Source organism: Cellulosimicrobium sp. Marseille-Q4280 (assembly GCF_943181405.1).
Lineage (GTDB): Bacteria > Actinomycetota > Actinomycetes > Actinomycetales > Cellulomonadaceae > Cellulosimicrobium.
Map to the genome: position 1 here is coordinate 159144 of NZ_CALPBY010000006.1, position 20448 is coordinate 179591.

General features: G+C 74.8%; 19 protein-coding genes. 7 read left to right on the forward strand and 12 right to left on the reverse strand.

Annotation, left to right across the window (positions count from 1 at the left end):
- Nucleotides 1-234 precede the first annotated feature (234 nt).
- From NFS20_RS16020 to NFS20_RS16040, 5 genes are all read right to left on the reverse strand, one after another.
- Nucleotides 235-3213 carry an FAD-binding and (Fe-S)-binding domain-containing protein gene (locus NFS20_RS16020; protein ID WP_251152803.1) on the reverse strand — a complete coding sequence of 993 codons (2979 nt, stop codon included), beginning with the start codon at nucleotides 3211-3213 and terminating at the stop codon, nucleotides 235-237.
- The gene (locus NFS20_RS16025) at nucleotides 3210-4097 is read right to left on the reverse strand and encodes a MurR/RpiR family transcriptional regulator (protein ID WP_251152804.1); all 888 of its coding nucleotides are present in this window, start codon (nucleotides 4095-4097) and stop codon (nucleotides 3210-3212) included. Before NFS20_RS16025 ends, NFS20_RS16020 begins: the two co-directional genes overlap by 4 nt.
- Nucleotides 4087-5202, reverse strand: coding sequence for an N-acetylglucosamine kinase (locus NFS20_RS16030; RefSeq protein ID WP_251152805.1), 1116 nt, complete (start codon nucleotides 5200-5202; stop codon nucleotides 4087-4089). Before NFS20_RS16030 ends, NFS20_RS16025 begins: the two co-directional genes overlap by 11 nt.
- A gap of 82 nt (nucleotides 5203-5284) precedes the next feature.
- A complete protein-coding gene (locus tag NFS20_RS16035) occupies nucleotides 5285-5785 on the reverse strand; it encodes an ATP-binding protein (RefSeq protein WP_251152806.1) in 501 nt (166 codons plus the stop codon).
- A 76-nt stretch (nucleotides 5786-5861) separates the two neighbouring features.
- Nucleotides 5862-6491 (reverse strand): nucleoside/nucleotide kinase family protein, encoded by a 630-nt coding sequence (locus tag NFS20_RS16040; protein ID WP_251152807.1) that lies wholly within the window; start codon nucleotides 6489-6491, stop codon nucleotides 5862-5864.
- 142 nt (nucleotides 6492-6633) lie between these two features.
- Here NFS20_RS16040 and NFS20_RS16045 point away from each other — a divergent pair, with 142 nt between their 5' ends.
- Complete coding sequence (locus tag NFS20_RS16045; protein ID WP_251152808.1) at nucleotides 6634-7425, forward strand: CPBP family intramembrane glutamic endopeptidase; 792 nt, start codon at nucleotides 6634-6636, stop codon at nucleotides 7423-7425.
- Between the two features lie 18 nt (nucleotides 7426-7443).
- Here NFS20_RS16045 and NFS20_RS16050 read toward each other — a convergent pair whose 3' ends face one another.
- The 3 genes from NFS20_RS16050 to NFS20_RS16060 are packed head-to-tail and all read right to left on the reverse strand — an operon-like array spanning nucleotide 7444 to nucleotide 9324.
- Nucleotides 7444-7854 (reverse strand): nuclear transport factor 2 family protein, encoded by a 411-nt coding sequence (locus NFS20_RS16050; RefSeq protein WP_251152809.1) that lies wholly within the window; start codon nucleotides 7852-7854, stop codon nucleotides 7444-7446.
- Nucleotides 7839-8555: a DNA alkylation repair protein gene (locus NFS20_RS16055; RefSeq protein WP_251152810.1), complete on the reverse strand. Its 717-nt coding sequence runs from the start codon at nucleotides 8553-8555 to the stop codon at nucleotides 7839-7841. The genes NFS20_RS16050 and NFS20_RS16055 overlap by 16 nt, the downstream gene beginning before the upstream one ends.
- A gap of 1 nt (nucleotide 8556) precedes the next feature.
- A complete protein-coding gene (locus NFS20_RS16060) occupies nucleotides 8557-9324 on the reverse strand; it encodes an SDR family NAD(P)-dependent oxidoreductase (protein WP_251152811.1) in 768 nt (255 codons plus the stop codon).
- A gap of 74 nt (nucleotides 9325-9398) precedes the next feature.
- On the opposite strand from NFS20_RS16060, the gene NFS20_RS16065 reads away from it, so the two are divergent.
- Together NFS20_RS16065 and NFS20_RS16070 are read left to right on the forward strand one after the other, a co-directional pair.
- Nucleotides 9399-9881 carry a glutathione peroxidase gene (locus NFS20_RS16065; protein ID WP_251152812.1) on the forward strand — a complete coding sequence of 161 codons (483 nt, stop codon included), beginning with the start codon at nucleotides 9399-9401 and terminating at the stop codon, nucleotides 9879-9881.
- Between the two features lie 25 nt (nucleotides 9882-9906).
- Nucleotides 9907-11130 carry an MFS transporter gene (locus tag NFS20_RS16070; protein WP_251152813.1) on the forward strand — a complete coding sequence of 408 codons (1224 nt, stop codon included), beginning with the start codon at nucleotides 9907-9909 and terminating at the stop codon, nucleotides 11128-11130.
- A gap of 89 nt (nucleotides 11131-11219) precedes the next feature.
- On the opposite strand, the gene NFS20_RS16075 is transcribed toward NFS20_RS16070, so the two are convergent.
- Complete coding sequence (locus NFS20_RS16075) at nucleotides 11220-12065, reverse strand: helix-turn-helix transcriptional regulator (RefSeq protein ID WP_251152814.1); 846 nt, start codon at nucleotides 12063-12065, stop codon at nucleotides 11220-11222.
- 248 nt (nucleotides 12066-12313) lie between these two features.
- Here NFS20_RS16075 and NFS20_RS16080 point away from each other — a divergent pair, with 248 nt between their 5' ends.
- Together NFS20_RS16080 and NFS20_RS16085 are read left to right on the forward strand one after the other, a co-directional pair.
- Nucleotides 12314-13066 (forward strand): DUF3159 domain-containing protein, encoded by a 753-nt coding sequence (locus tag NFS20_RS16080; protein ID WP_251152815.1) that lies wholly within the window; start codon nucleotides 12314-12316, stop codon nucleotides 13064-13066.
- Between the two features lie 105 nt (nucleotides 13067-13171).
- Nucleotides 13172-14122 (forward strand): SDR family oxidoreductase, encoded by a 951-nt coding sequence (locus tag NFS20_RS16085; RefSeq protein WP_251152816.1) that lies wholly within the window; start codon nucleotides 13172-13174, stop codon nucleotides 14120-14122.
- 42 nt (nucleotides 14123-14164) lie between these two features.
- Here NFS20_RS16085 and NFS20_RS16090 read toward each other — a convergent pair whose 3' ends face one another.
- Entirely contained in the window at nucleotides 14165-15889 is a 1725-nt protein-coding gene (locus tag NFS20_RS16090) for an alpha/beta fold hydrolase (RefSeq protein WP_251152817.1), read from the reverse strand.
- 160 nt (nucleotides 15890-16049) lie between these two features.
- On the reverse strand, nucleotides 16050-16967 hold the full coding sequence (locus NFS20_RS16095; RefSeq protein WP_251152818.1) for a LysR family transcriptional regulator: 918 nt from the start codon (nucleotides 16965-16967) through the stop codon (nucleotides 16050-16052).
- Between the two features lie 144 nt (nucleotides 16968-17111).
- On the opposite strand from NFS20_RS16095, the gene NFS20_RS16100 reads away from it, so the two are divergent.
- Together NFS20_RS16100 and NFS20_RS16105 are read left to right on the forward strand one after the other, a co-directional pair.
- A complete protein-coding gene (locus tag NFS20_RS16100) occupies nucleotides 17112-18539 on the forward strand; it encodes a nucleobase:cation symporter-2 family protein (RefSeq protein ID WP_251152819.1) in 1428 nt (475 codons plus the stop codon).
- A gap of 29 nt (nucleotides 18540-18568) precedes the next feature.
- A complete protein-coding gene (locus NFS20_RS16105; RefSeq protein ID WP_251152820.1) occupies nucleotides 18569-19075 on the forward strand; it encodes a nucleoside deaminase in 507 nt (168 codons plus the stop codon).
- Nucleotides 19076-19212: 137 nt separating this feature from the next.
- Here NFS20_RS16105 and NFS20_RS16110 read toward each other — a convergent pair whose 3' ends face one another.
- Nucleotides 19213-20433: an SLC13 family permease gene (locus NFS20_RS16110; RefSeq protein ID WP_251152821.1), complete on the reverse strand. Its 1221-nt coding sequence runs from the start codon at nucleotides 20431-20433 to the stop codon at nucleotides 19213-19215.
- Between the last annotated feature and the right edge of the window lie 15 nt (nucleotides 20434-20448).

A 20448-nucleotide genomic window follows, 5' to 3' on the forward strand; every position in this document is an offset into this window, starting at 1 on the left:
TCTGTGTCCTTGCAGGTCAGGGCATCACGCCCTGCGGCTGATCCTCCTCGTCTCGCCGTCGAGCGGGACCCCCCGCACGTCGTCGTACGAGAGGAGCGGCCACCGCACACGGCGCAGCGTGCGCGGTGGCCGGGTCCGAACCGCGTCCGGGCGGAGTGCGACCTACCGCCCGGTCGTCATCCTACGAGCCTCTCGTCGGCTGTCATCAGGAGCTGCGGCCCCGTCGAGGAACGCTCACGCCGTCACCGCAGGGCGGGTCGCGGCCTCGAGGAGCTCGAGGACGTGGACGTAGTCGTGGCCCGTGGACCGGGACATGCCCGTCTCGCACGTGCGGTTGCTCGACACGTACGCGTCGAACCGTCCTGCCGGGAGCGCCGCGGCGTGGCGCGCGACCTCGGCGCTCTCCGCGCGCGTCGCCGCCGCCGTCAGCTCGGGGTGCAGCATCCCGCGGTCACCGGCGAACCCGCAGCACCCCCACGCGTCCGGCACCTCGACGCGCTCCGCGACCGCCTCGGCCACCGCGCGCAGGTCGTCCACGGCACCCAGGTGCACGCTCGCGCACGTGGGGTGCACGACGACGTCGCCCACCGTCGCGACGTCGACGGCGCGGTCCGCGAGGGCCGGCAGGACGTCGGTGCGCACGAACGTCACCGCGTCGACGAACCGCAGCCTCGACCACCGGCCGTGGGCCTCCTCGTCGTCCGCAAGACGGTGCCCGGACTCCACGAGGCCGTGCGTGCAGCTCGAGGCATCGCACACGACGGGCAGCTCGCCCTCGCGCGTCGCGACCCACAGCGTGTCGAGCACCCGGCGGGCCATGGCGGCCGCGCCGTCGGGCAGGCCCTTGGACGACCACGGCGTGCCGCAGCACAGGCCACCGACCCCGGCGGGGGTGGCGAGCCCGATGCCGGCGCGCTCGCACACCGCCCGCAGCGCCGCCTCCGCGCCGAGGCCCCCTGCCGCCGGCGCGAACATCTCGCCGGTGCATGAGGCGAACAGCACCGCGCGCGGCGCCGCGTCAGGGCGAGAGGACACCCCGCTGACCTGCGACCCTGACAGGTCGCGGCCCGCCGTCGGGTTGTCAGGGCGAGAGGACACCCCGCTGACCTGCGACCCTGACTGGCGGCGTGGCCCCGGGCCGGGCAGGTCGTCCCCCGCGAGCGGCACGACGTCGGACCCGAGCAACGAGCGGCCGACCTGCGACGCGCCCCGCACGAGCGGCGTCGGCAGCACGTCGGCGACGGCGAGCGCTCCGCGCACCCCCGTGAGCACGCCGTCCCAGTGCTCGGCGGCGACCTCTCCGCCGCGGCGGGCCAGCGGACCGTGCGCACGGGCGCGGTGGCCCTTCATCACCGCACCCGTGTCGATGCCGACCGGGCACGCCTCGACGCACAGCGAGTCGACGGCGCACGTCTGGACGGCCGCGTGGTCGTAGGCGCGCTCGAGCTCGGCGCGCTCGGCCGGCGACGCGACTGACAGCTCCTTGAGCAGCGCGATGCGCTGGCGCGGCGTCGTCGTGACGGTGCGCGACGGGCAGCCCGGCTCGCAGTAGCCGCACTCGACGCAGCGGTCCACGAGCGGGGCGTCCTCGCCGCCCGCCGACGCCTCGACCTTGAGGTTCCGCAGGTGCTCCTCGGGGTCGTCGCTGAGCACGACGCCGGGGTTCAGCAGGCCCCGCGGGTCGAGCAGCCGCTTGACCTCGCGCATGACGTCGTAGAGCTCATCGCCGTACTGACGCCGTACGAACGGCGCCATGATGCGGCCCGTGCCGTGCTCGGCCTTGAGCGTGCCGCCGTGGCCGAGGACCAGGTCCACGAGGTCCTCGCTGAACGCCGCGTACCGGGCGAGCTCCGCCCGGTCGCCGAGCCGCGGCGTGATCATGAAGTGCAGGTTGCCGTCCTTGGCGTGCCCGAACGTCACGGCGTCGTCGTAGCCGTGGCGCGCGAAGACCCCGCCGAGGTCGCGCACGGTCGCGGTGAGGTCGGCCACCGGTACCGCGACGTCCTCGAGCAGGGCCGTGCTCCCCGCGGGGCGAGCGCCCGCGACCGCGGTGTACAGGCCCTTGCGCACGCGCCACAGGCGCTCGCGCGTCGCGGGGTCGGTCGTCAGGGTCGCCGGGACCCCCGACGACGGTGCGAGCGAGCCGACGACGTCGCGCGCCGCCTCCTGCAGCGGCGCCAGGCCGTCCGCGGTCGCGGCGCGGTACTCGACGAGCAGCGCCGTCTGCTCGGTGATCCCGGCACCTGTGGCGAGGGCCCGCATGCTCGGGTCCGCCGCGGGATCGGCCGCCGCGACCCGCAACGAGGCCGCGTCGAGCAGCTCGATCGCCTCGGCACCCGACGCGGCGAGCGGCACGAGGGCGTCGGTCGCGCGCTCGATCGAGTCGAGCACGAGAAGGGCGGTCGCGGCGTGGGTCAGCAGCGGGACGGTGCGGAACGTGACGTCGGCGACCCAGCCGAGCGTCCCCTCGGACCCGATCATCAGGTGCTCGAGGATCCGCACCGGCTCGTCGTGGTCGAGCAGCGCGTTGACCGAGTAGCCCATCGTGTTCTTCATCGCGAACTGACGCTCGATCTCGGCGCGCGCGGTCGCGCTCGACCGCACGCGGTCGCGCAGCGCGGCGAGGCCCGCGTGGACGTCGGGCCGGACGGCGCGCAGGTGCGCGTCCGCGTCCGGGGCGCCCGTGTCCAGCACCGTCCCGTCGGCGAGCACGACCGTCATCGCCTCGACCGTCCGGTAGGCCGTACGGGCCGTGCCCGAGGACATGCCGCTCGAGTTGTTCGCGACGACCCCGCCGATCGTGCACGCGATCTCGCTCGCGGGGTCCGGCCCGAGGCGGCGGCCGTGCCGGAGCAGGTGCGCGTTGACGAGCCGGAGCGTGGCGCCGGGCTCGCACCGCACGCGCGCGCCGCCGTCGAGCACCTCGACGCGCGTGAACCGCGTGCGCGTGTCGACGAGCATCCCGCCGCCCGACGCCTGCCCGGACAGGCTCGTCCCGCCCGACCGGAACGTCACGGGCAGGCCGCGCCGGTGCGCCTCGCGGAGCGCGGCGACGACGCCGCCCCGGTCGTGCGCCCGGACGACGACGTCGGGCCGCAGCAGGTAGTGCGAGGCGTCGTGCGCGTGGGCGACCCGGGTCAGCAGGTCGGTCCGGAGCTCGAACCCCGGCCCGGGCTCAGCGGGCCGGACGGTCCGTGGCCGGCGGGGCGTCACGGGCGGGCCCGGCGCTCGTACCCGAGCCGGTGCGGCTGCACCGCCTCGTAGGTCGCCCGGAGGTTCTCCGTGGTCCGCTCGAACAGCCGCTGCGCGACGCGCACGAAGAGGAAGTCCACGATCGCGAGCTGGGCGATACGGCTCGACAGCGCCCCGGAGCGGAACTGGGTCTCGCGCGCGGTCGTCGTGAGGACGAGGTCGGCGTGCCCGACCAGGGGCGACTCGGGGAAGTTGGTGACGGCGACGGTCGTCGCGCCCCGCTCGTGCGCGATACGCAGCGCGTGGTTCGTCTCGACCGTGAGGCCGCTGTGCGAGACGCCGAGCGCCACCGCCCCCGGCCCGAGGAGCGCCGCGGACTGGAGCTGCACGTGCGGGTCCGGCGACGCGAAGCACACGAGCCCGATGCGCTGGAGCTTCTGCGCGAGGTCCTGCGCGGTGAGACCGCTCGACCCGACGCCGAAGAGGTCGATGCGCGGCGCCGCCGCCACCGCGGCTGCGACGGCCTCGAGCGCCTCGAGGTCGAGCGCGCGCGCCGTCTCCTCGATGGTCCGCGCCTCGTGGAAGGCGATCTTCTCGACGACGTCCTGCACGGTGTCGTCCGGGTCGATCTCGCCGTGCGCGACGTTCGCCCGCTCCTGCTCGACGGCACGCCGGCTCGTCGCCTGCGCGAGGTCGATGCGGAACTCGGGGTAGCCGGCGTAGCCCACCGCGCGGCAGAACCGGACGACGGTCGCCTGCGACGTGCCGACGTCGGCCGCGAGCTCCGTGATCGTCTTGCCCACGACGGACGCGGGGTCGTCGAGCACCGCCTGGGCGATCCGCGCCTCGGCGGGGCGCAGCGCGGGCAGTGCCTGGCGGATGCGGACGAGACCGTCAGCGGCCATCGGGGTCCTCCTCGGAGAGGTCGGCGTGCGGTGCGGTGCGAGATGTGGGGCGAGATGCGGGGCGAGGCGTGGCGCGCGCGGCGCCGGACACGCTGAGCCACGGTTCGTGCCCGACGACGCCCGCCGGGTCCTGCGCGAGCCGTCCGGCCAGCAGCAGCGCGCCGTCCAGCGGCGTGCCCGCCGACGGGACGAGCTCGACGTCCGGCCGCAGCACGGCGAGGCGCGCGCGGAAGGGCTCGGTGAGGAGCGGCCCGACGCCGAGGACGCCGCCCGTCGCCGCGGCGAGCGGCGGGACGCCGTCGACGACCGCCGCCGCGAGCGTGGTCGCGAGATGGGTGCCCGCGCCGGCGAGGATCTGCCGGGCCACCACGTCGCTCGCGCGCGCCGCGGCCGCGACGTCGGGCGTGAACGAGGCGAGCACCTGGGCGCGGTCCGTGCGCGTGTACAGCTGCGACGGCCAGGTCTGTACAGGGCCGAACCGCCGCGTCGCGGCGTCCAGCAGGGCGGCGGACCCGCCGTTCGCCCGGCCGTCGTGGGCCGCGGCGGCAGCACGCAGACCCTGCGCGCCGATCCACGAGCCGGCGCCGAGGTCTCCGAGCAGATGCCCCCAGCCGTCGACCCGCTGCCACGTCGTGCGCAGGTCCGTGCCGAGGGCGATCGCCCCCGTCCCGACGGCGACGACAGCCCCTCCGCGACCGGCCAGCGCTCCGAGGTGCGCGGTCAGCGCGTCGGCCGCGACCGCCGAGCGGAAGAGGTCCTTCCCGTCGGGAGCACCGGAGGTGGTGAGGCCGTCCCGGAGCGCGGCGTGCAGCTCGGCCGGGTCGCGCACGAGGGTCGCGAGCCCGGTCGCACCGACAGCCGCGGCTCCGACCCCCGCCACGTGCGGCGCGTCGGTTCGCAGGCGCGCGAGCAGCTCGCGGACGACGTCGACCGCGTCGCTCCCGTCCGGACGGATCGTCACGGACCGGCCGGCGAGGACGACGTCGCCCGGCGCCGCCTCGTCGCCGGCGAGCGCGGCGCTCAGCCGACGCGCGACGAGCCGGCTCCCGGAACCGCCGACGTCGAGCGCGACGATCCAGGCGGCGTCGCCAGCAGGATTCGGCACGACGCCATTGTGGCATAAAGTTTCACGCTGCGGAGTGCTTGTGGAGAAATTCGCCAGCGCCCCGCGGGTTCACGGCTCCCCGTCAGCGTAGCGCCGGGTCACCCTCGTCGTGGCGGTCCACCGGGAACGTCACCCACACGTTCTTCGTCGTCCCGGTCGTGTACCAGCCCACGTCGAGCGCGAGCTGCCGCGCCAGGTGGAGGCCCATGCCGCCGGCGCCCGGTACGCGCACCCCGGCGTACACCGGAGGCACGCCCCGCTCGTGGTCGGCGATGTCCAGGAGCCACAGGTCCTTGTCCCGCGAGAGGCTCACCACCGTGGGGGGCAGTCCGTGCTCGAGCGCGTTCGTGGCCAGCTCGGACGCGACGAGCACGACCTTCTCCGGCGTCTGCGCGAGACCGGCGTCCGCCCCGGGCTCCGCCTGCCCGAGCACCTCCCCGAGCTCACGCCGCAGCGCCGACAGGCCGTCGAGCGAGTCGAGGCGCCAGCTGCGGACGGGCACGAAGTTGGCGGGCGGGCGCGACAGCGGCAGGCCGGCGTCGGTCGTGGGGACGGCGAGGGGCTCGACAGCAGGACCGGTCATGAGGACTCCTTCGCTCGGCGGGCAAGGTTCGAGAGTTCCACGGGCGGCGACGTTCCGCACGGCGACGAACCGGGGCTCAGCGCTCCACGAGCGCGGGGTGGCGCGCGTCGTCGACCCGCACGACGACGTCGGCGACCCGCTCCGGCGCGACCTCGGCCGCGTACCGCGCGTACGCCGGGAGCGTCCACGCGTCCGCCGGGACGGTCCGCCGCCCGATCGTCGCGGCCCGCAGCGCAAGGTGCACCGCAAGGTCCGTCGTGAGACCGCGGCCCAGCGCGAGCGACCCGTCGAGCACCACGACGAGGCCCGGCTCCACCTCGACGTACGCCGCGCGCGTCGCGCGGTCCGTCACCGGGTCGCGCAGGCTCGGCAGGTACCGGCCACGGCCGCCCGGGCCGACGGCGTCGAGCACCTCGCGGTTGAGGCCCTCGACGTCGATCCGGTCCTCGAGCAGCGCGTCGGGGTCCTCCCGGCCTCGTTCGAGCCGCAGCGACGCGGCCCGCCAGAAGTCCGCGACGTGCAGCCGGGCGACCGGCCTGCCCGCGGCGCGCAGCGGGTCGACGAGGGCGTCCGCGAGCGCCTCCGGGCGGGCCGAGGGATGACCGTCGACGAGCACGCGCAACGCGCCGGGGCGGCCCGGAGCGGCGAGCACGGTGTCGACGACCCGCCGGACCAGCACCTCCTCGGACACCGGTTCGACGCGCACGAAGACAGCATCGCACCGTGCGGACGTGCGGAGCGTCACAGCATCGGGCGAGCGGTCGCCGGCCCTCGGTCACATACTGCTCGTGACGCCGCACGGGCCGCGTCGCAGTGCGTCACCGCCGCCCCGCCCCAGGAGACCCAGCATGAGCAGCGCGACCACCGCCGGAGACGGCACGATCCCCGCGGCGAGCGGCACAGCCGCCCGCAGCCACGACTTCCCGCTCTACGCGGGCGACCCGAAGCGCCTCACCGGGGTCCAGTGGGCGGTGCTCCTCGGGGCGTGGCTCGTGGCCGCCGCGTGCGACCTGCTCGTCGGCGTTCCAGGGCCGCCCTGGCTGAGCATCGTGGTGCGCGGCGTCCTGTTCGCGGGGCTGCCGCTGCTCGCCCTCGCGTGGGCCCTGGGCGGCGTGCGCGCGGCGTGGGGCACGCTGTTCCGCCGGGTGCGCGGTCGCGACGTCGGCCTCATGGTCGGTTTCGCGGCCCTCAACGTCGTCGTGACGTTCGCCGTCGGCCTGCTGGTCTCGTCGCTCTTCGACGCCAACCCGAACCCGACGGGCGCGGCGCTCGCCGACCTCGGCACGGGCGACCGCATCGCGTACTTCCTCAGCATGATCCCGCAGCTCGTCGGCGAGGAGGTCTTCACGGTCGTGCCGTTCCTGGCCGTGCTGACCCTGGCGACGGTCGCATGGCGGCTGGGCCGGCGCGCCTCGATCACCATCGCCCTCGTCGTCGCGGCCGTGCTCTTCGCGCTGATCCACCTGCCGACGTACGACTGGAACCTGCTCCAGTGCCTGCTCATCATCGGCGTGGCACGCGTCATCCTGTTCGTCCCCTACCTGCTCACGAAGAACCTCGCGGTCTCGGCGGGGGCGCACGTCCTCAACGACTGGACCCTCTTCGGCCTCGGGCTGCTCGGGGCGGGGACGGTCGGCTGAGGCGCCGACGGCCCGCGCTCAGGTCGGCGCGCCCGCCCCTCGGCCGCTCGCCGGGACGACGGCGGTGTGCACGCAGACCCACCGGCCGTCCCGCCGGACGAAGGTGTCGACCGACCACTCGTCGTCGCGGAACGGCGCGCCCTGCCACGTGCCCGCCGAGACACCGCGCGCGAGGGTGACCGCGACGTCGTCGTGCACGCTCACGGTGACGAGCTGCGACGACATCTCCGTGTGGACGAGGTCGCCCGACGCGACGGCGGCCAGGAACGCGGCGCGAGGCTGGGCGTTCCCGTCCGTCCCCACGAGCACCCAGCCGGGATCGACGAAGCCGTCGATCGCCGCGGGGTCGTTCGCGACGAGCGCGTCCCCCCACGCGCGCACGAGGCCGGCGAAGAGCTCGGTCGCGTCGCGCGTCACGGGGCGGCCCACGCCTTGCGCTCCGCAGGCGGCAGCTTCTCGACGGCGGCCCGCAGCGTCGCCCGGGGCATCGTGCCGGCGTGCTCGTCGAGGAACGCGCGGAACCGTTCGGGCTCGGCGTCGCTCACGACGCGCAGCATCCAGCCGACGCCCTTCTGGACGAACGGCTCGGGGTCGTCGCGCAGGATCTCCGCGAGCGCGAGGGTGTCGTCGACCTGGCCCTTGCGCAGGAACGCGGCGGTCGCCACGACGGCCGTGCGCCGTCGCGGCCAGTCGGCGGCCCGCGCGAGCTCGTAGAGCGGGTCGCGGGGCCGGTCCAGGAGCCATGTCCCGAGCACCTGGTGCGCGGTGAGGTCGACCAGGTCCCACGCGTCGACGCGGTCGTGGCGCCGCAGCAGCAGCCCGACGAGCTCCGCGTGCCGTGCCGGGTCGACGCGGCGCGCGGTCGACGCCTTGCCCATGATCGAGCACGCGCCGGCCCGGACCTCGTGGACGGGGTCCTCGAGGAGACGCTCGATCTCTGCGACGGGCATCGCGAGCGAGCGCTTCGCGAGCGTGAAGACGTCGCCCATGCGCACACCGGCGAACGAGGCGTCGCCGGGGAAGAACCGCGCATACTGCCGCTTCTGCTCGCGTGTCGCGAGCGAGAGCAGCTCGGCGCGGAACGTGGCGGCGTCGAGCGCGGGGGCGGTGGTCGTCGGGTCGGGTCGCATGTCAGCGCGGCGCCATCCGGATCGCGCCGTCGAGGCGGATCACCTCGCCGTTCAGCATGGGGTTCTCGACGATCGCCCGGACCAGCCGCGCGTACTCCTCGGGCCTCCCGAGCCGGCTCGGGTGCGGCACCTGCGCGGCGAGGGAGTCCTGGGCCTCCGTGGGCAGCGACGCCATCATCGGGGTCCGGAAGATCCCGGGCGCGATCGTCATGACGCGGACGCGGTGCTGCGCGAGGTCGCGCGCGAGCGGGAGGGTCAGGCCCGCGACGCCCGCCTTCGACGCCGCGTACGCGGCCTGGCCGACCTGGCCGTCGGTCGCGGCGACCGAGGCGGTCTGCACGACGACGCCGCGCTCCTCGCCGTCGGGCAGGAGGTCGAGCGCGAGCATCCGCTCGGCCGCGAGCCGCACGACGTTGAACGTCCCCACGAGGTTGACGTCCACGACCCGCCGGAACGCGTCGAGCGCGTGCACGCCCTGCTTGCCGAGCACGCGCTGCGCGAGGACGATCCCGGCGCAGCTCACGACGACGCGGGCCCCGCCGAGCTCGTCGGCGACGTCGAGCGCCCGTGCGACGTCGTCCTCGCTCGTCACGTCGGTGGGGACGAAGCGCACGGCGTCGCCCAGCGTGTCGGCGACCGCGGCCCCGTCCGACGACGCGAGGTCGGCGACGACGACGCGCGCCCCGGCGTCGACGAGCCCCTCCGCCGTCGCGCGACCGAGCCCGGACGCTCCCCCCGTCACGAGCGCCACCGTGCCGTCGATCCGCATGCCCAGCCCCTTCGCCGTCGAGCGGCCGCCTCGTCGCGACCCTCCCGCCAGCGTAACGAGGCAGGATGGGCCGCATGACCCTCTACGACATCCCGTTCCAGGCGATGGACGGTTCGACGCACACCCTCGGCGAGCACCGCGACGACGTGGTCCTCGTCGTCAACGTGGCGTCACGGTGCGGCCTCGCGCCCCAGTACGCGACGCTCGAGCGGATGCAGAAGGAGTACGGCGAGCGCGGGTTCCAGGTCATCGGCTTCCCGAGCAACCAGTTCCTCCAGGAGCTCGGCAGCAACGAGGCGGTCCAGGAGTTCTGCTCCCTGACGTACGGCGTGACGTTCCCGGTGGTCGACCGCGTGCGCGTCAACGGGCGCAACGAGCACCCGCTGTACACGGAGCTCAAGAAGACCCCCGACGCCGACGGCAAGGCCGGGCGCGTGACGTGGAACTTCGAGAAGTTCGTCGTCGTGCCGGGCGGCGAGGTCCACCGGTTCCGTCCGCGGACCGAGCCCGACGACCCGGCGGTCGTCGGCGTGGTCGAGTCGCACCTGCCGCGCTGAACGACCTCCCGGATACGCTCGCCGGATGACACGTCCAGCGGTCCGCGGGGGCATCCGTGAGGCCGCGGGCGGGATCGTCGCGCTGAGCCTCGCGACGTTCGTCGCGATCACGACCGAGCTCGTGCCGATCGGGCTGCTCCCGCTCATCAGCACGGACCTGGACGTCACGGAGTCCGTGGCAGGGCTGCTCGTGACGGCCTACGCGCTCATGGTCGCCGCGCTCGCCGTGCCGCTGACGCTCGGCACGCGGCGGCTCCCCCGCAAGGGCCTGCTGCTCACGACGCTCGGGATCTATACGCTGAGCAACGTGCTCGTCGCCGTCGCGCCCACGTTCGCCGTCGTGGCGGCCGCTCGGGCGCTCGGCGGCGCGTCGCACGCCGTGTTCTTCTCCGTGAGCATCGGGTACGCGTCGCGGCTGGTCCGGCCGCACCTCACGGGTCGTGCTCTCGCGCTCGTGACGTCGGGCGCGAGCGCGGGCTTCGTGCTCGGCGTCCCGCTGTCGACCGCGCTCGGGGCTGCCGTCGGCTGGCGGGCCTCGTTCGCCGTCCTCGCCGGGGTCTGCGCCGTGACCACGCTCCTCATCGCGTGGCTGCTCCCACCGGTCCCCGGTGGGGGCGCTCCACCCGCCGACGCCGCGCGGTCGGCCCGGCGCGCGGCGCTCGCCGTCGTGGTGACGACCAACGCCCTGACCTACCTCGGCCAGTACACGGTGTACACGTACGTGTCCGTGCTGCTGCTCGCGGCCGGTCTCACCGAGTCGGCGCTCGGGCCGGCACTGCTCGTGCTCGGGGCGCTCGGGCTCGTGGGGACGGCGTTCGCCGCGGCGCGGCTCGACCACCGCCCGCGGCGCACCACGGTCGTCATGCTCGTGGCCGTCGGGGGCGGGCTCCTCGGGCTCGGGCTGGTCTTCCCGGGTCTCGTCGGCGTGCTGGTCGCGACGGCGGTGTGGAGCGCCGGGTTCGGCGGCGTGGCCTCGGTCTTCCAGTCGGCGGCCATCAAGGCCCACGGCGCCTCGCCCGACATGACCGGCGCGCTCGTCAACACGACGGCGAACCTCGGCATCGGCGGCGGCGCCGCGGTCGGCGCGCTCGTCCTCGCCGGGGCAGGACTGGACGCGGTCCCCTTCGTCGGGGCGGGGATGATCCTCGCGGCGCTGGTCGTGGTCCTCCTCGCGCGGCGCGCGTTCCCCGCGCTCACCGACGCCTCGCACAGCGTCCCCACGGCAGGACAGGGCACCCAGGACGCGTGACGCCCGCACGCTGCTCCTCGGCGTCGCGGCTCGGCGCTCTCGGGCTCGCGGCCTGCACCCCGGGTGCCGGCGGGGTCGTCCGCCCGACGTCAGACCGAGGCGTGCGCGCCGACGACCGAGAGGAGCTGCAGCTTCTCGTAGCTCTCGCTCCCGGGCACGGCGGTGTAGACCAGGAGCAGGTGCGACTGCTGCGGGTCGAGGAGCGTCTGGCAGTGCAGCTCGAGCGCACCGACGTCGGGGTGGACGAACCGCTTGGTCTCGTCCGGGCGGTGGCGGTGTCCGACCTCGTGGGCGTCCCACAGCCGCCGGAGCTCGTCGCTGTGCGCGAGCGCGACGTCGGCCAGGCGTGCGGCCCGGGACCCGGGTCCCCGCAGCGTGACGACCTGGCGCAGCTGTGAGGCGAACACGAGGGACAGCCGGTCGTGGTCCTCGGGCGGGTAGAGCTCGCGCGACGCGGGGTCCGTGAACCACCGGTAGCCCACGCTGCGCGCCGGTCCGGTGTACGCGGTGGCGTCGCCGGTCAGCGCCACGCCGAGCGGTGACTGGCGCAGCGTCTCGCCCAGCTCGGTGACGATCTCGGCGGGGGTGTCGGTCAGGCGGTCGAGGATGCGCAGCAGCCCGGGGCTGACGTGGTCGCTCAGCGCCCCGCGGGGTGGTGGCTGGTGGCCGGCGAGGCGGAAGAGGTGGTCGCGCTCGTCGAGGCTCAGGTGCAGCCCCTGGGCGATCGAGGCCACCATCTGCGCCGACGGGTGCGGGCCGCGCTCGCGCTCGAGCCGCGCGTAGTAGTCCGTCGACATGTGGCACAGCGCGGCGACCTCCTCCCGGCGCAGCCCCTCCGTCCGTCGGCGCCGGCCTCGGGGCATGCCGACGTCCTCCGGCTGCAACGCGTGCCGCCGGCGGCGGAGGAACTCCGCGAGCCCTGTCCTGTCGATCACCGGTCGCTCTCCTTCGGCTGGGGTGTCTCCGTTGTACCGCGCCCAGCCGCCGTCAACCACGGCCTCCCGATCCCCCGCTGCGCCAGGGACGGATCGGGAGGCCCTGGTTGCGGTCGGCGCCGCGACGGAAGGTGGCAGCACCGGCAGCACTGCTAGCACTGCCAGCACTGCCAGTACCGCCAGTACCGCCCGGCACCGTCCCCACCGTCTCGACAACCCCCACAGCCCCCCAGACCTTGGAGGAACCCGTGATCGCTCGACCCGCACCCGTCCACCAGCCGCCCGAGCTCGCCCTTCCCGACGCGTCGCGGAGCGCCAGCGCGACCGTCCGCCGGGTGCTCGGGCTGCCTGACCTCGTCGAGGTGTCCGCAGGGCGCGCCGCCGCCCGCCGGACGCTCGAGCGCGTCGGCGGGCCGGTCGGCCTCGCCGTCGCCACCGCCCCGACGATCGCCTTCGTGGCCGCCGACGCCGCCGCCGGGCTCGGGACGGCGTTCGTCGCGCTGGCCGTCACCGCCGTCGTCGCGAGCGGCGTGCGGCTCGCGCGGCGGGAGCCGCCCGGGGCGGCCGTCGCGGGCCTGGTGGTCGCCGCGGTCTGCGCGACGGTCGCGGCCCTCGCCGGTGAGGCGCGCGCGTTCTTCCTGCCCGGCATGGTGCTGCCCGTCGTCTTCGTCCTCGCCTACGTCGTCTCGCTCGTCGCCGGTCGGCCCCTCACGGGCTTCATGGTCAACCGCCTGGCCGGCGGCCCCCGCGACTGGCCCGGGCACGCATCCCTGCGGCGCGTGTACACCGTGACGTCCGTCGTCGGCCTCGCGATGGCGACGGCGAACCTCGTCGTCCGCGTCGTGTTCTACGTCGCCGACGCCCCCGGGGTGCTCGCCGCGATCCAGGTCGTGGCCACCTCGCTGTTCGCGGTCCACTTCGCCGTGACCCTCGTCGTCGCGCGCCGCGTGGCCGTCGCGACCGTCGCCTCGCCCGGCGCCCCGGCACCCGTCCACCGCTGAACGTCACACCCCACGACGGACCGGTCACCCTGCACCGTCCGTCGACCATCTCCGCCGCGCGGCCCGCCCGTCGAGCGCGTCCGGACCGAACCACAGGAGCTCACCATGCCTCGCACACCGCACCTCGACCTGCCCGACCTGTCCACGCGCCGCGCCGTCGTCACCGGAGGGAGCGACGGGATCGGCCTCGGCATCGCGCAGCGGCTCGCTGCCGCCGGAGCCGAGGTCGTCCTCCCCGTCCGGAACCGGACCAAGGGAGAGGCCGCCGTCGCCCGGATCCGCGACGCGCACCCATCTGCCCGCATCTCGTTGCGGGACCTCGACCTCGCGTCCCTGCGCTCCGTGGCCGCCCTCGGCCGCGACCTGCGCGACGAGGGTCGTCCGATCCACGTGCTCGTGAACAACGCCGGCGTCATGACCCCGCCCGAGCGCCAGACCACCGAAGACGGGTTCGAGCTCCAGCTCGGGACCAACCACCTCGGGCACGTCGCGCTCGTCGCGCACCTGCTGCCCCTGCTGTCCGCAGGACGGGCGCGCGTCACGTCGCAGATCAGCGTGGCAGCCCGGAGCGGGTCGATGAGCTGGAACGACGTCAACTGGGAGACTCTCTACGACGGCCGGCGCGCCTACAGCCAGTCCAAGATCGCGTTCGGGCTCTTCGCGCTCGAGCTCGACCGGCGGAGCGGGGCGAACGGCTGGGGGATCACCAGCAACCTGTCCCACCCCGGCGTCGCCCCGACGAGCCTGCTCACCGCGCGGCCGGAGCTGGGCCGCGACCGCGACACCCCGCAGATCGCGGTCATCCGCCGGCTGTCCCGGGCGGGGATCCTCCTCGGGACGCCCGAGAGCGCCGCGCTGCCGGCGCTGTACGCCGCCACGTCCCCCCAGGCTCGTGGCGGACGGCTCTACGGACCTGACGGGCCCGGCCACCTCGGGGGCGGCCCGGCCGAGCACCGCCTGTTCCCTCCCCTGCGCGACCCCGTCGAGGCGGGCCGTGTCTGGCGGGTCTCGGAGGAGCTGACGAGCGTGCCGCTGACCATCGCCGGGACGGCGTGAGCGACCGCCCCGGCGGAGAGCTCAGCGGGCTGCGCGGAGCCGCTACATCATCGGCGTCGTCAGGGTCTCGCCGAGCGGGACCGTCGGGGACTCGAACGGCACCACGTCCTGCGCGCACGTGGCGCCGTCGGTCGCCTCGCCGTCAACGAGGTAGCGGGCCACCGCCTCCTCGGCGCACGCGCTCTTGCCGAGGATCGTGTGCCCCCAGCCCTCGACGGTCAGGACGCGCGCGTCGGGCCACCGGTCGGCGTACGGCTGCGTGAAGCCGTACGGGGTCGCGGGGTCGTAGCGCGTGCCGATCACGAGGACGGGCGCCTCGGTCGTCTGGTCCCACGGGCCGGTGAAGGCGTCCTCGTCGTGCGCGGCGATGAACTCGCACGGCGCACCGACCCAGCCGCGCAGCCGGCCGAAGTGCGGGTACTGCGCGTCGAGCGCGTCGACCTTCGCGGGGTACTGCCACGGGCGGCCGGGCGTCGTCGTGTCGACGCACAGGCTCGCGAGCGACCCGCCGATCGACGGGTAGTCCTCGGCGTAGCCCGCGCGTCGCAGGAGCTCGCCCAGCGAGGGCGCGGCGCCCAGGGCGCGCGGCTGGCGGGCCGCGGGCGGCGCCTCGACGGCGCCGCTCAGCACCGCGAGCTGCGCGAGCGTGAGGTCCAGGTCGCCCCAGGCGACGGGCTCGTACAGGTACTGGAAGACGAGCCCGACGGTGTCGGGATAGCCGATCTCGGCGGTGCTGCCGTCGGGCATCGGCGCCTCCACGGGTTCCTCGCGCAGGGCCGCGTACGTGGCCTCGACGACCTCGGCGGGGTCGCCGAGCGACGCGAGCGCGCACGTCGAGGGACCGGCCTCCTGGCACAGGCGCACGAACTCGCCGAACGTCTCCGTCGAGCCCGCCGCCTGGCCGATGCGCGCGCCGAGCAGCTCGTCCGAGCCCACGCCCGACCACGCGTCGACGTCCATCGTGCCGTCCAGCACCATCGAGCCGACCCGGTCCGGGAACAGCGCCGCGTACGTCGCGCCGAGCACCGTCCCGTACGAGTAGCCGAGGTAGGTGAGCTTCTCGTCGCCGACGGCCTGGCGCAGCAGGTCCATGTCGCGCGCCACGTTCGCCGTCGACGACGACGAGATGCGGTCCGCGGAGAACACCGAGCAGCTCGCGCCGAGCACCGCCATCTGCCCGAGGAAGCGCACCTCGTCGCGACCCGTGGCGGGGAACGCCGGGACGTCGGCGAAGAACGCGTTCTCCCGCTCGGCGTCGCGGAAGCACGTCGCCGGGTCCGACGTCCCGACGGCGCGCGGGTCGAACCCGACGAGGTCGTACTCCGCGTGGACCTCGGGCGCGACGATCGACCCGCCGAGCAGGTGCAGGTTCGCGACGCCCGGGCCGCCCGGGCCGCCGAAGTTGGTGAACAGGCTCCCGACGCGCGCGTCCGGGTCGGTCGCCGGCAGGCGCGTCAGGGCGATCGTCGTCGTCCGGCCGTCCGGGCGGTCGTAGTCGGTGGGTACCTCGACGCTCGCGCAGTCGAACGCCTCGAGACCTTCGCCGTCGCACGGTCCCCACGGGATCTCCGGCACGGGCGCGTCGACCTGGCCCGCCGCCGTCGGGCCTCCACCACCGCTGCCCGACGGCGCGCTGCCGGTCTCGCGCGGTGGGTCACCCCCCGGCCCGGCGACAGCCGCGGCGGGCACACCGCCGAGGAGGAGGACCGCCGCCAGCGTGGACGCTGCGGCGCGGACAGCTCGTGTCGTCGTCGATCGCGAAGTCATCGCCACCACCCGAACACGGACAGGCCGGACGTGCATCTCGGAGCGTCGTGCCCGGCCGTCGTCACGAGCACGACGTTCCCTGCCGCGAGAACGCCATGAGCGACGTCATACGGCCCATGACGACCTTCAGGTCGTGGTCGGCGCGGGGACGGTCGCGTGATCAGTGCGGCGCCGTGGCGTTCCCGTGCCGGTCGCGCTCCGAGACGCGGTGCTGGGCGAGCCGCTCGCGCAACCAGCGCTCGGGCGCGTTCGGGCGCCGCGCGCGCGAGAAGACCATGTCCACGCTGACGAGCCAGTCCGTGTAGGGGTAGGCCTCGAGCTGGAGCTCGACGAGGTCCCCGCGCGCGAGCTCGCCCAGCACGAGCTGGCGGGGCACGGTCGACCACCCCAGACCGGCCTTCGTCAGCTCGACCAGAGGTCCGTAGCCGAAGATCTGCCACGTCTGCGCGGCCTGGAGATACTCGGTGGTCGGCTGGACCGCGACCTGGTCGTTGTACGCGAGCCGGCGGTGCTCCCGGAGGTCGGCGAAGGAGACCTGTCGACGGCTCGCGAGCGGATGGTCGCGCCCGACGACGTGCAGCAGGATCAGCTTGCCGAGCTGGCGGAACTCGAGCGACCGGTCGTAGTTCTGCGCGGCGAACCCCACGCCGATCGCAGCCGCGCCCGTCCGGACCTGCGCGTCCACCGCGTCGCCGACCGAGCTGAGCACGACGAGGTTCACGAAGGGGAACGCCGTGCCGAACTCCCGCAGGGGCGGCGCGAGCACCCGGAGCGGCACGTTGACGCTCAGGGTGAGCGAGCTCGCCTCCTCGAGCGAGAACGCGTCCGCGTGCCGCTCGAAGTCGAGCGCGCGGTCGACCACGGTCCGCGCCTCGAGGGCCAGTCGGCGGCCCGCGTCGGTGAGGGTGGGGCGGCGGGTGGACCGGTCGAACAGGTCGGTGCCCACGTCGACCTCGAACTGCGCGATCGCGGCGGACAACGTCGACTGCGACTTGCCGAGACGCCGGGCCGCGGCGGAGAACGACCCGGTCTCCGTCGTGACGACGAACGCCTCGAGACGCTCGAGCGAGATCCGCACGCGGCCACCTCCTATCGGTTCTGTCGATGGTAAGTGACTTCTTGTATCGCCGATGTGAGCACTACGGTCCCCGCAACGTCCGACACAGGACAGAGCTCGCGGTCGTCAGCGTCGACGACCGCCCGAGAGTCACCGGGAGATCCCATGTCCCTGATCCGCTCGACCAGGCGGCGCGACCGTGTCACCGCGCCGACCACGTCCGTCGACCAGCGGCTGCCGCTCGGCCGCTCGCTCACGCTCGGGCTGCAGCACGTCCTCGTCATGTACGCGGGCGTCGTCGCAGTCCCCCTGATCCTGTCCGAGGTGCTCGGTCTCTCCGCGTCGCAGACGGTCACCCTCATCAACGCGAACCTGGTCGTCGGCGGGATCGGCACCCTGGTCCAGACGCTCGGGCTGTGGCGCTTCGGCGCGCGGTTCCCGCTCGTCCAGGGGGCGTCGTTCATCGGTCTCGCCCCGGCGCTCCTCATCGGCCAGGAGTACGGCCTGCCGTCCGTGTTCGGCGCCGTCATCGCGGCCGGGGCGATCACCGTCGCCGTGGCGCCCGTGTTCTCCCGGCTCCTGCGGTTCTTCCCACCGGTGGTCATCGGCTGCCTCATCACGATCGTCGGCATCTCGCTCATGCCCGCCGCGGCCGGCTGGCTCGGTGGCGGGCAGGGCAGCGACGACTTCGGGGCGCCCCGCAACCTGCTGCTCGGCCTGCTCACGGTCGTCGTCACCGTCGCGGTCTACGTGCTGGGCCGGGGCCTGTGGAGCAGCCTGTCGGTGCTGGTCGGCCTCGCCGTCGGCACCGTCGCCGCCCTGGTGACGAGGACGACCGATCTCAGCGGGGTCGGCGACGCCGCGTGGGTCGGGCTCGCCACGCCCCTCGCCTTCGGCGCTCCGCAGTTCCACGTCGTGCCGATCCTCATCATGTCGCTCGCGATGCTCGTGATCCTCGCCGAGACGACGGGCAACATGCTCGCGATCGGGCAGATCGTCGACGTCCGGGTCGATCGCCGCCGGCTCGGCGACGCCTTCCGCGCGGACGGTCTCTCGACCATGCTCGGGGGCCTGTACAACGGGTTCGCACTCAACGCGTTCAGCCAGAACACGGGGCTCATCGCCATGACGAAGGTGCGCAGCCGGTACGTCGTCGCGACCGGCGGAGCGATCATGATCGTCCTCGGCCTGCTGCCCAAGGTGGGCGCGGTCATCGCGACGATCCCGCCGGCGGTCCTCGGCGGCGGCGCGATCGTCATGTTCGGCATGACGACGGCGGCGGGCATCCAGGAACTCGCGCGGGTGCGCTACGCGGGGACCAACAACGCGCTGGTCGTCGCCGTCTCGATCAGCGTCGGGGTGCTGCCGATGGCGTCGCCCGAGCTGTTCGGCCGCATCGAGGGTCCGCTGTCGATGGTGCTCGAGAGCGGGATCTTCCTCGGCGCGCTGACCGCCGTCCTGCTCAACGCGGTGCTCGGACGCGGTGACGCCTCGACGGCACCCGACGCGCCCGCACCGGAGGAACCCGACGAGCAGCCGGACACCGCCCGCTCCCCTGCCCCGACCGAGACCGTCACCACCCACACCGCCTGAGCACCCGCTCCGGAGAACGGAAGGACACCATGACCGACACCATCGCCGCCGCCGAGCAGTGCACCGCCCAGGACCTCGAGCTCCTGCGCCGCGCCATCGCGATCGCGCAGGAGGCCAAGGACCGCGGGCGCCACCCCTTCGGCGCGCTCGTCGCGGCGGCCGACGGCACGATCCTGGCGGAGGCGGGGAACAACTCGATGCCGCCCGAGGGCGACCCGACGCAGCACGCCGAGCTCTCCGCGGTCGCCGCGGCCGCCCGGTCCGTCCCGCTCGAGGAGCTCCGGGACGCCACGCTCTTCACGAGCGCGGAGCCGTGCGCCATGTGCGCCGGTGCCGTGTACTGGACAGGTGTCGGGCGGGTCGTCTACGCGCTCTCCGAGGAGCGGCTGCTGCGCCTGACCGGCGACAACCCGGAGAACCCGACGTTCGCGCTCCCCTGCCGCGAGGTCTTCGCGCGCGGCCAGCGGCACGTCGACGTCGTCGGGCCGCTCGTCGAGGACGAGGCCGCGCTCGCCCACGAGGGCTTCTGGCGCTGACGACACCACGCGCCGTCGAGCACGACGTCGCGCGTCGCCGAGCACGACCTGGGGGTCGCGGTCTGCCGGACAGCGACCCCCAGGTCGTGCTCGGCACCCGGACGGGTGAGGCACCCCGAGCACGACCGGCGGCGTGGTCACGCGAGCGCGACGGCGGCGACCCCCGCCGCGACGGCGAGCGGCGCGAGCACGAGACCCTGCCGGACGACCTGCCACGTCGGTGGCGGGCCGTGCTCGAACGCGTGGCGCCGGTACTGCTGCCACCACAGGACGGTCGCGAGCGAGGCCCACGGCGTGACGAGCGGCCCGGCGTCGACCGCGACGAGCAGCGTCGCGAGACGGTCGACGTCCTCGCCCGCCGTCGGCGCGAGGGCGAGGAACGCGGGGAGGTTGTTCACCGCGTTGGCGGCGAGGACTCCCGTCGCGGCGAGCCGCGCCAGGTCTCCCCCGTCCGTGCCGTCCCCGGCGACCGCGGCGAGGAGGTCGCCGAGCCCGTGCGCGTGCCACGTCTCGACGGCGACGAACAGGCCCGCGACCACGACGGCGGACCGCCACGGGACCATCTCGCGCACGGGGACGAGGAGGGGGACCCGGCGCCACCACGTCGCGAGCCCGAGCACCGCCACGCCCGCGAGGGCGGCGAGCGCGACCGGCAGCTCGGCCGCGAAGGCGACCGCGAGCAGGGCCACCACGACGCCGGTGACCACGAGGAGCACGCGGTCGGGCGGGGTGGGACCCGCTGCGGTGAGGACGAACCGGCCCGAGACCGACCGCCCGTGCAGGCACAGCAGCACGACGACCGTCACGACGAGCACCGCGAGCGCCGGCCGCCACATCACGCCGACGTACCCGGCCCCGAACCGGTGCGCCGCCAGGAGGTTCGTGAGGTTCGAGACGGGGAGCAGCAGCGAGGCCGTGTTGGCGAGCGCGAGCACGGTGAGCGCGAGCGGCAGGGGCCGCGTCCCGGTGCGGCGCGCGAGGGCGAGCACGACGGGCGTGACGAGCACCGCCGTCGTGTCCAGGGAGAGCACCACGGTGCTCACGGTCGCGAGGAGCACGACGAGCGCCCACAGCACGAGGCGACGACCCCGCGCTGCGCGAGCAGCGCGCCCGGCGACCGCGTCGAACAGCCCTGCCCCCGCGCAGAGCTCCGCGACGACGGTGATCGCGAGGAGGAACACGAGCACCGGACCGGTGCGCACGACGAGGTCCCGCGCGTCGTCGGCGGGAAGAAGGCCCGTCGCGGGCAGCGCGACGACGAGGCCCGCCGCGACCGCCCACAGCGGGAGGCGGCGTCGGCGGCGGGAGCCCGCGGCCGCGACGTCCCGGCCCGCGGCGTCCGGACCAGGAGACGTCACCGCGGCAGGCTACGG

What these genes read in the sequence shown, in the direction of transcription:
- NFS20_RS16025 (WP_251152804.1), bottom strand. Translation starts at nt 4,097, where the DNA reads ATGGCCGCTGACGGTCTCGTCCGCATCCGCCAGGCACTGCCCGCGCTG.
- NFS20_RS16035 (WP_251152806.1), bottom strand. Translation starts at nt 5,785, where the DNA reads ATGACCGGTCCTGCTGTCGAGCCCCTCGCCGTCCCCACGACCGACGCC.
- NFS20_RS16045 (WP_251152808.1), top strand. Translation starts at nt 6,634, where the DNA reads ATGAGCAGCGCGACCACCGCCGGAGACGGCACGATCCCCGCGGCGAGC.
- NFS20_RS16055 (WP_251152810.1), bottom strand. Translation starts at nt 8,555, where the DNA reads ATGCGACCCGACCCGACGACCACCGCCCCCGCGCTCGACGCCGCCACG.
- NFS20_RS16060 (WP_251152811.1), bottom strand. Translation starts at nt 9,324, where the DNA reads ATGCGGATCGACGGCACGGTGGCGCTCGTGACGGGGGGAGCGTCCGGG.
- NFS20_RS16065 (WP_251152812.1), top strand. Translation starts at nt 9,399, where the DNA reads ATGACCCTCTACGACATCCCGTTCCAGGCGATGGACGGTTCGACGCAC.
- NFS20_RS16070 (WP_251152813.1), top strand. Translation starts at nt 9,907, where the DNA reads ATGACACGTCCAGCGGTCCGCGGGGGCATCCGTGAGGCCGCGGGCGGG.
- NFS20_RS16085 (WP_251152816.1), top strand. Translation starts at nt 13,172, where the DNA reads ATGCCTCGCACACCGCACCTCGACCTGCCCGACCTGTCCACGCGCCGC.
- NFS20_RS16090 (WP_251152817.1), bottom strand. Translation starts at nt 15,889, where the DNA reads ATGACTTCGCGATCGACGACGACACGAGCTGTCCGCGCCGCAGCGTCC.
- NFS20_RS16100 (WP_251152819.1), top strand. Translation starts at nt 17,112, where the DNA reads ATGTCCCTGATCCGCTCGACCAGGCGGCGCGACCGTGTCACCGCGCCG.
- NFS20_RS16105 (WP_251152820.1), top strand. Translation starts at nt 18,569, where the DNA reads ATGACCGACACCATCGCCGCCGCCGAGCAGTGCACCGCCCAGGACCTC.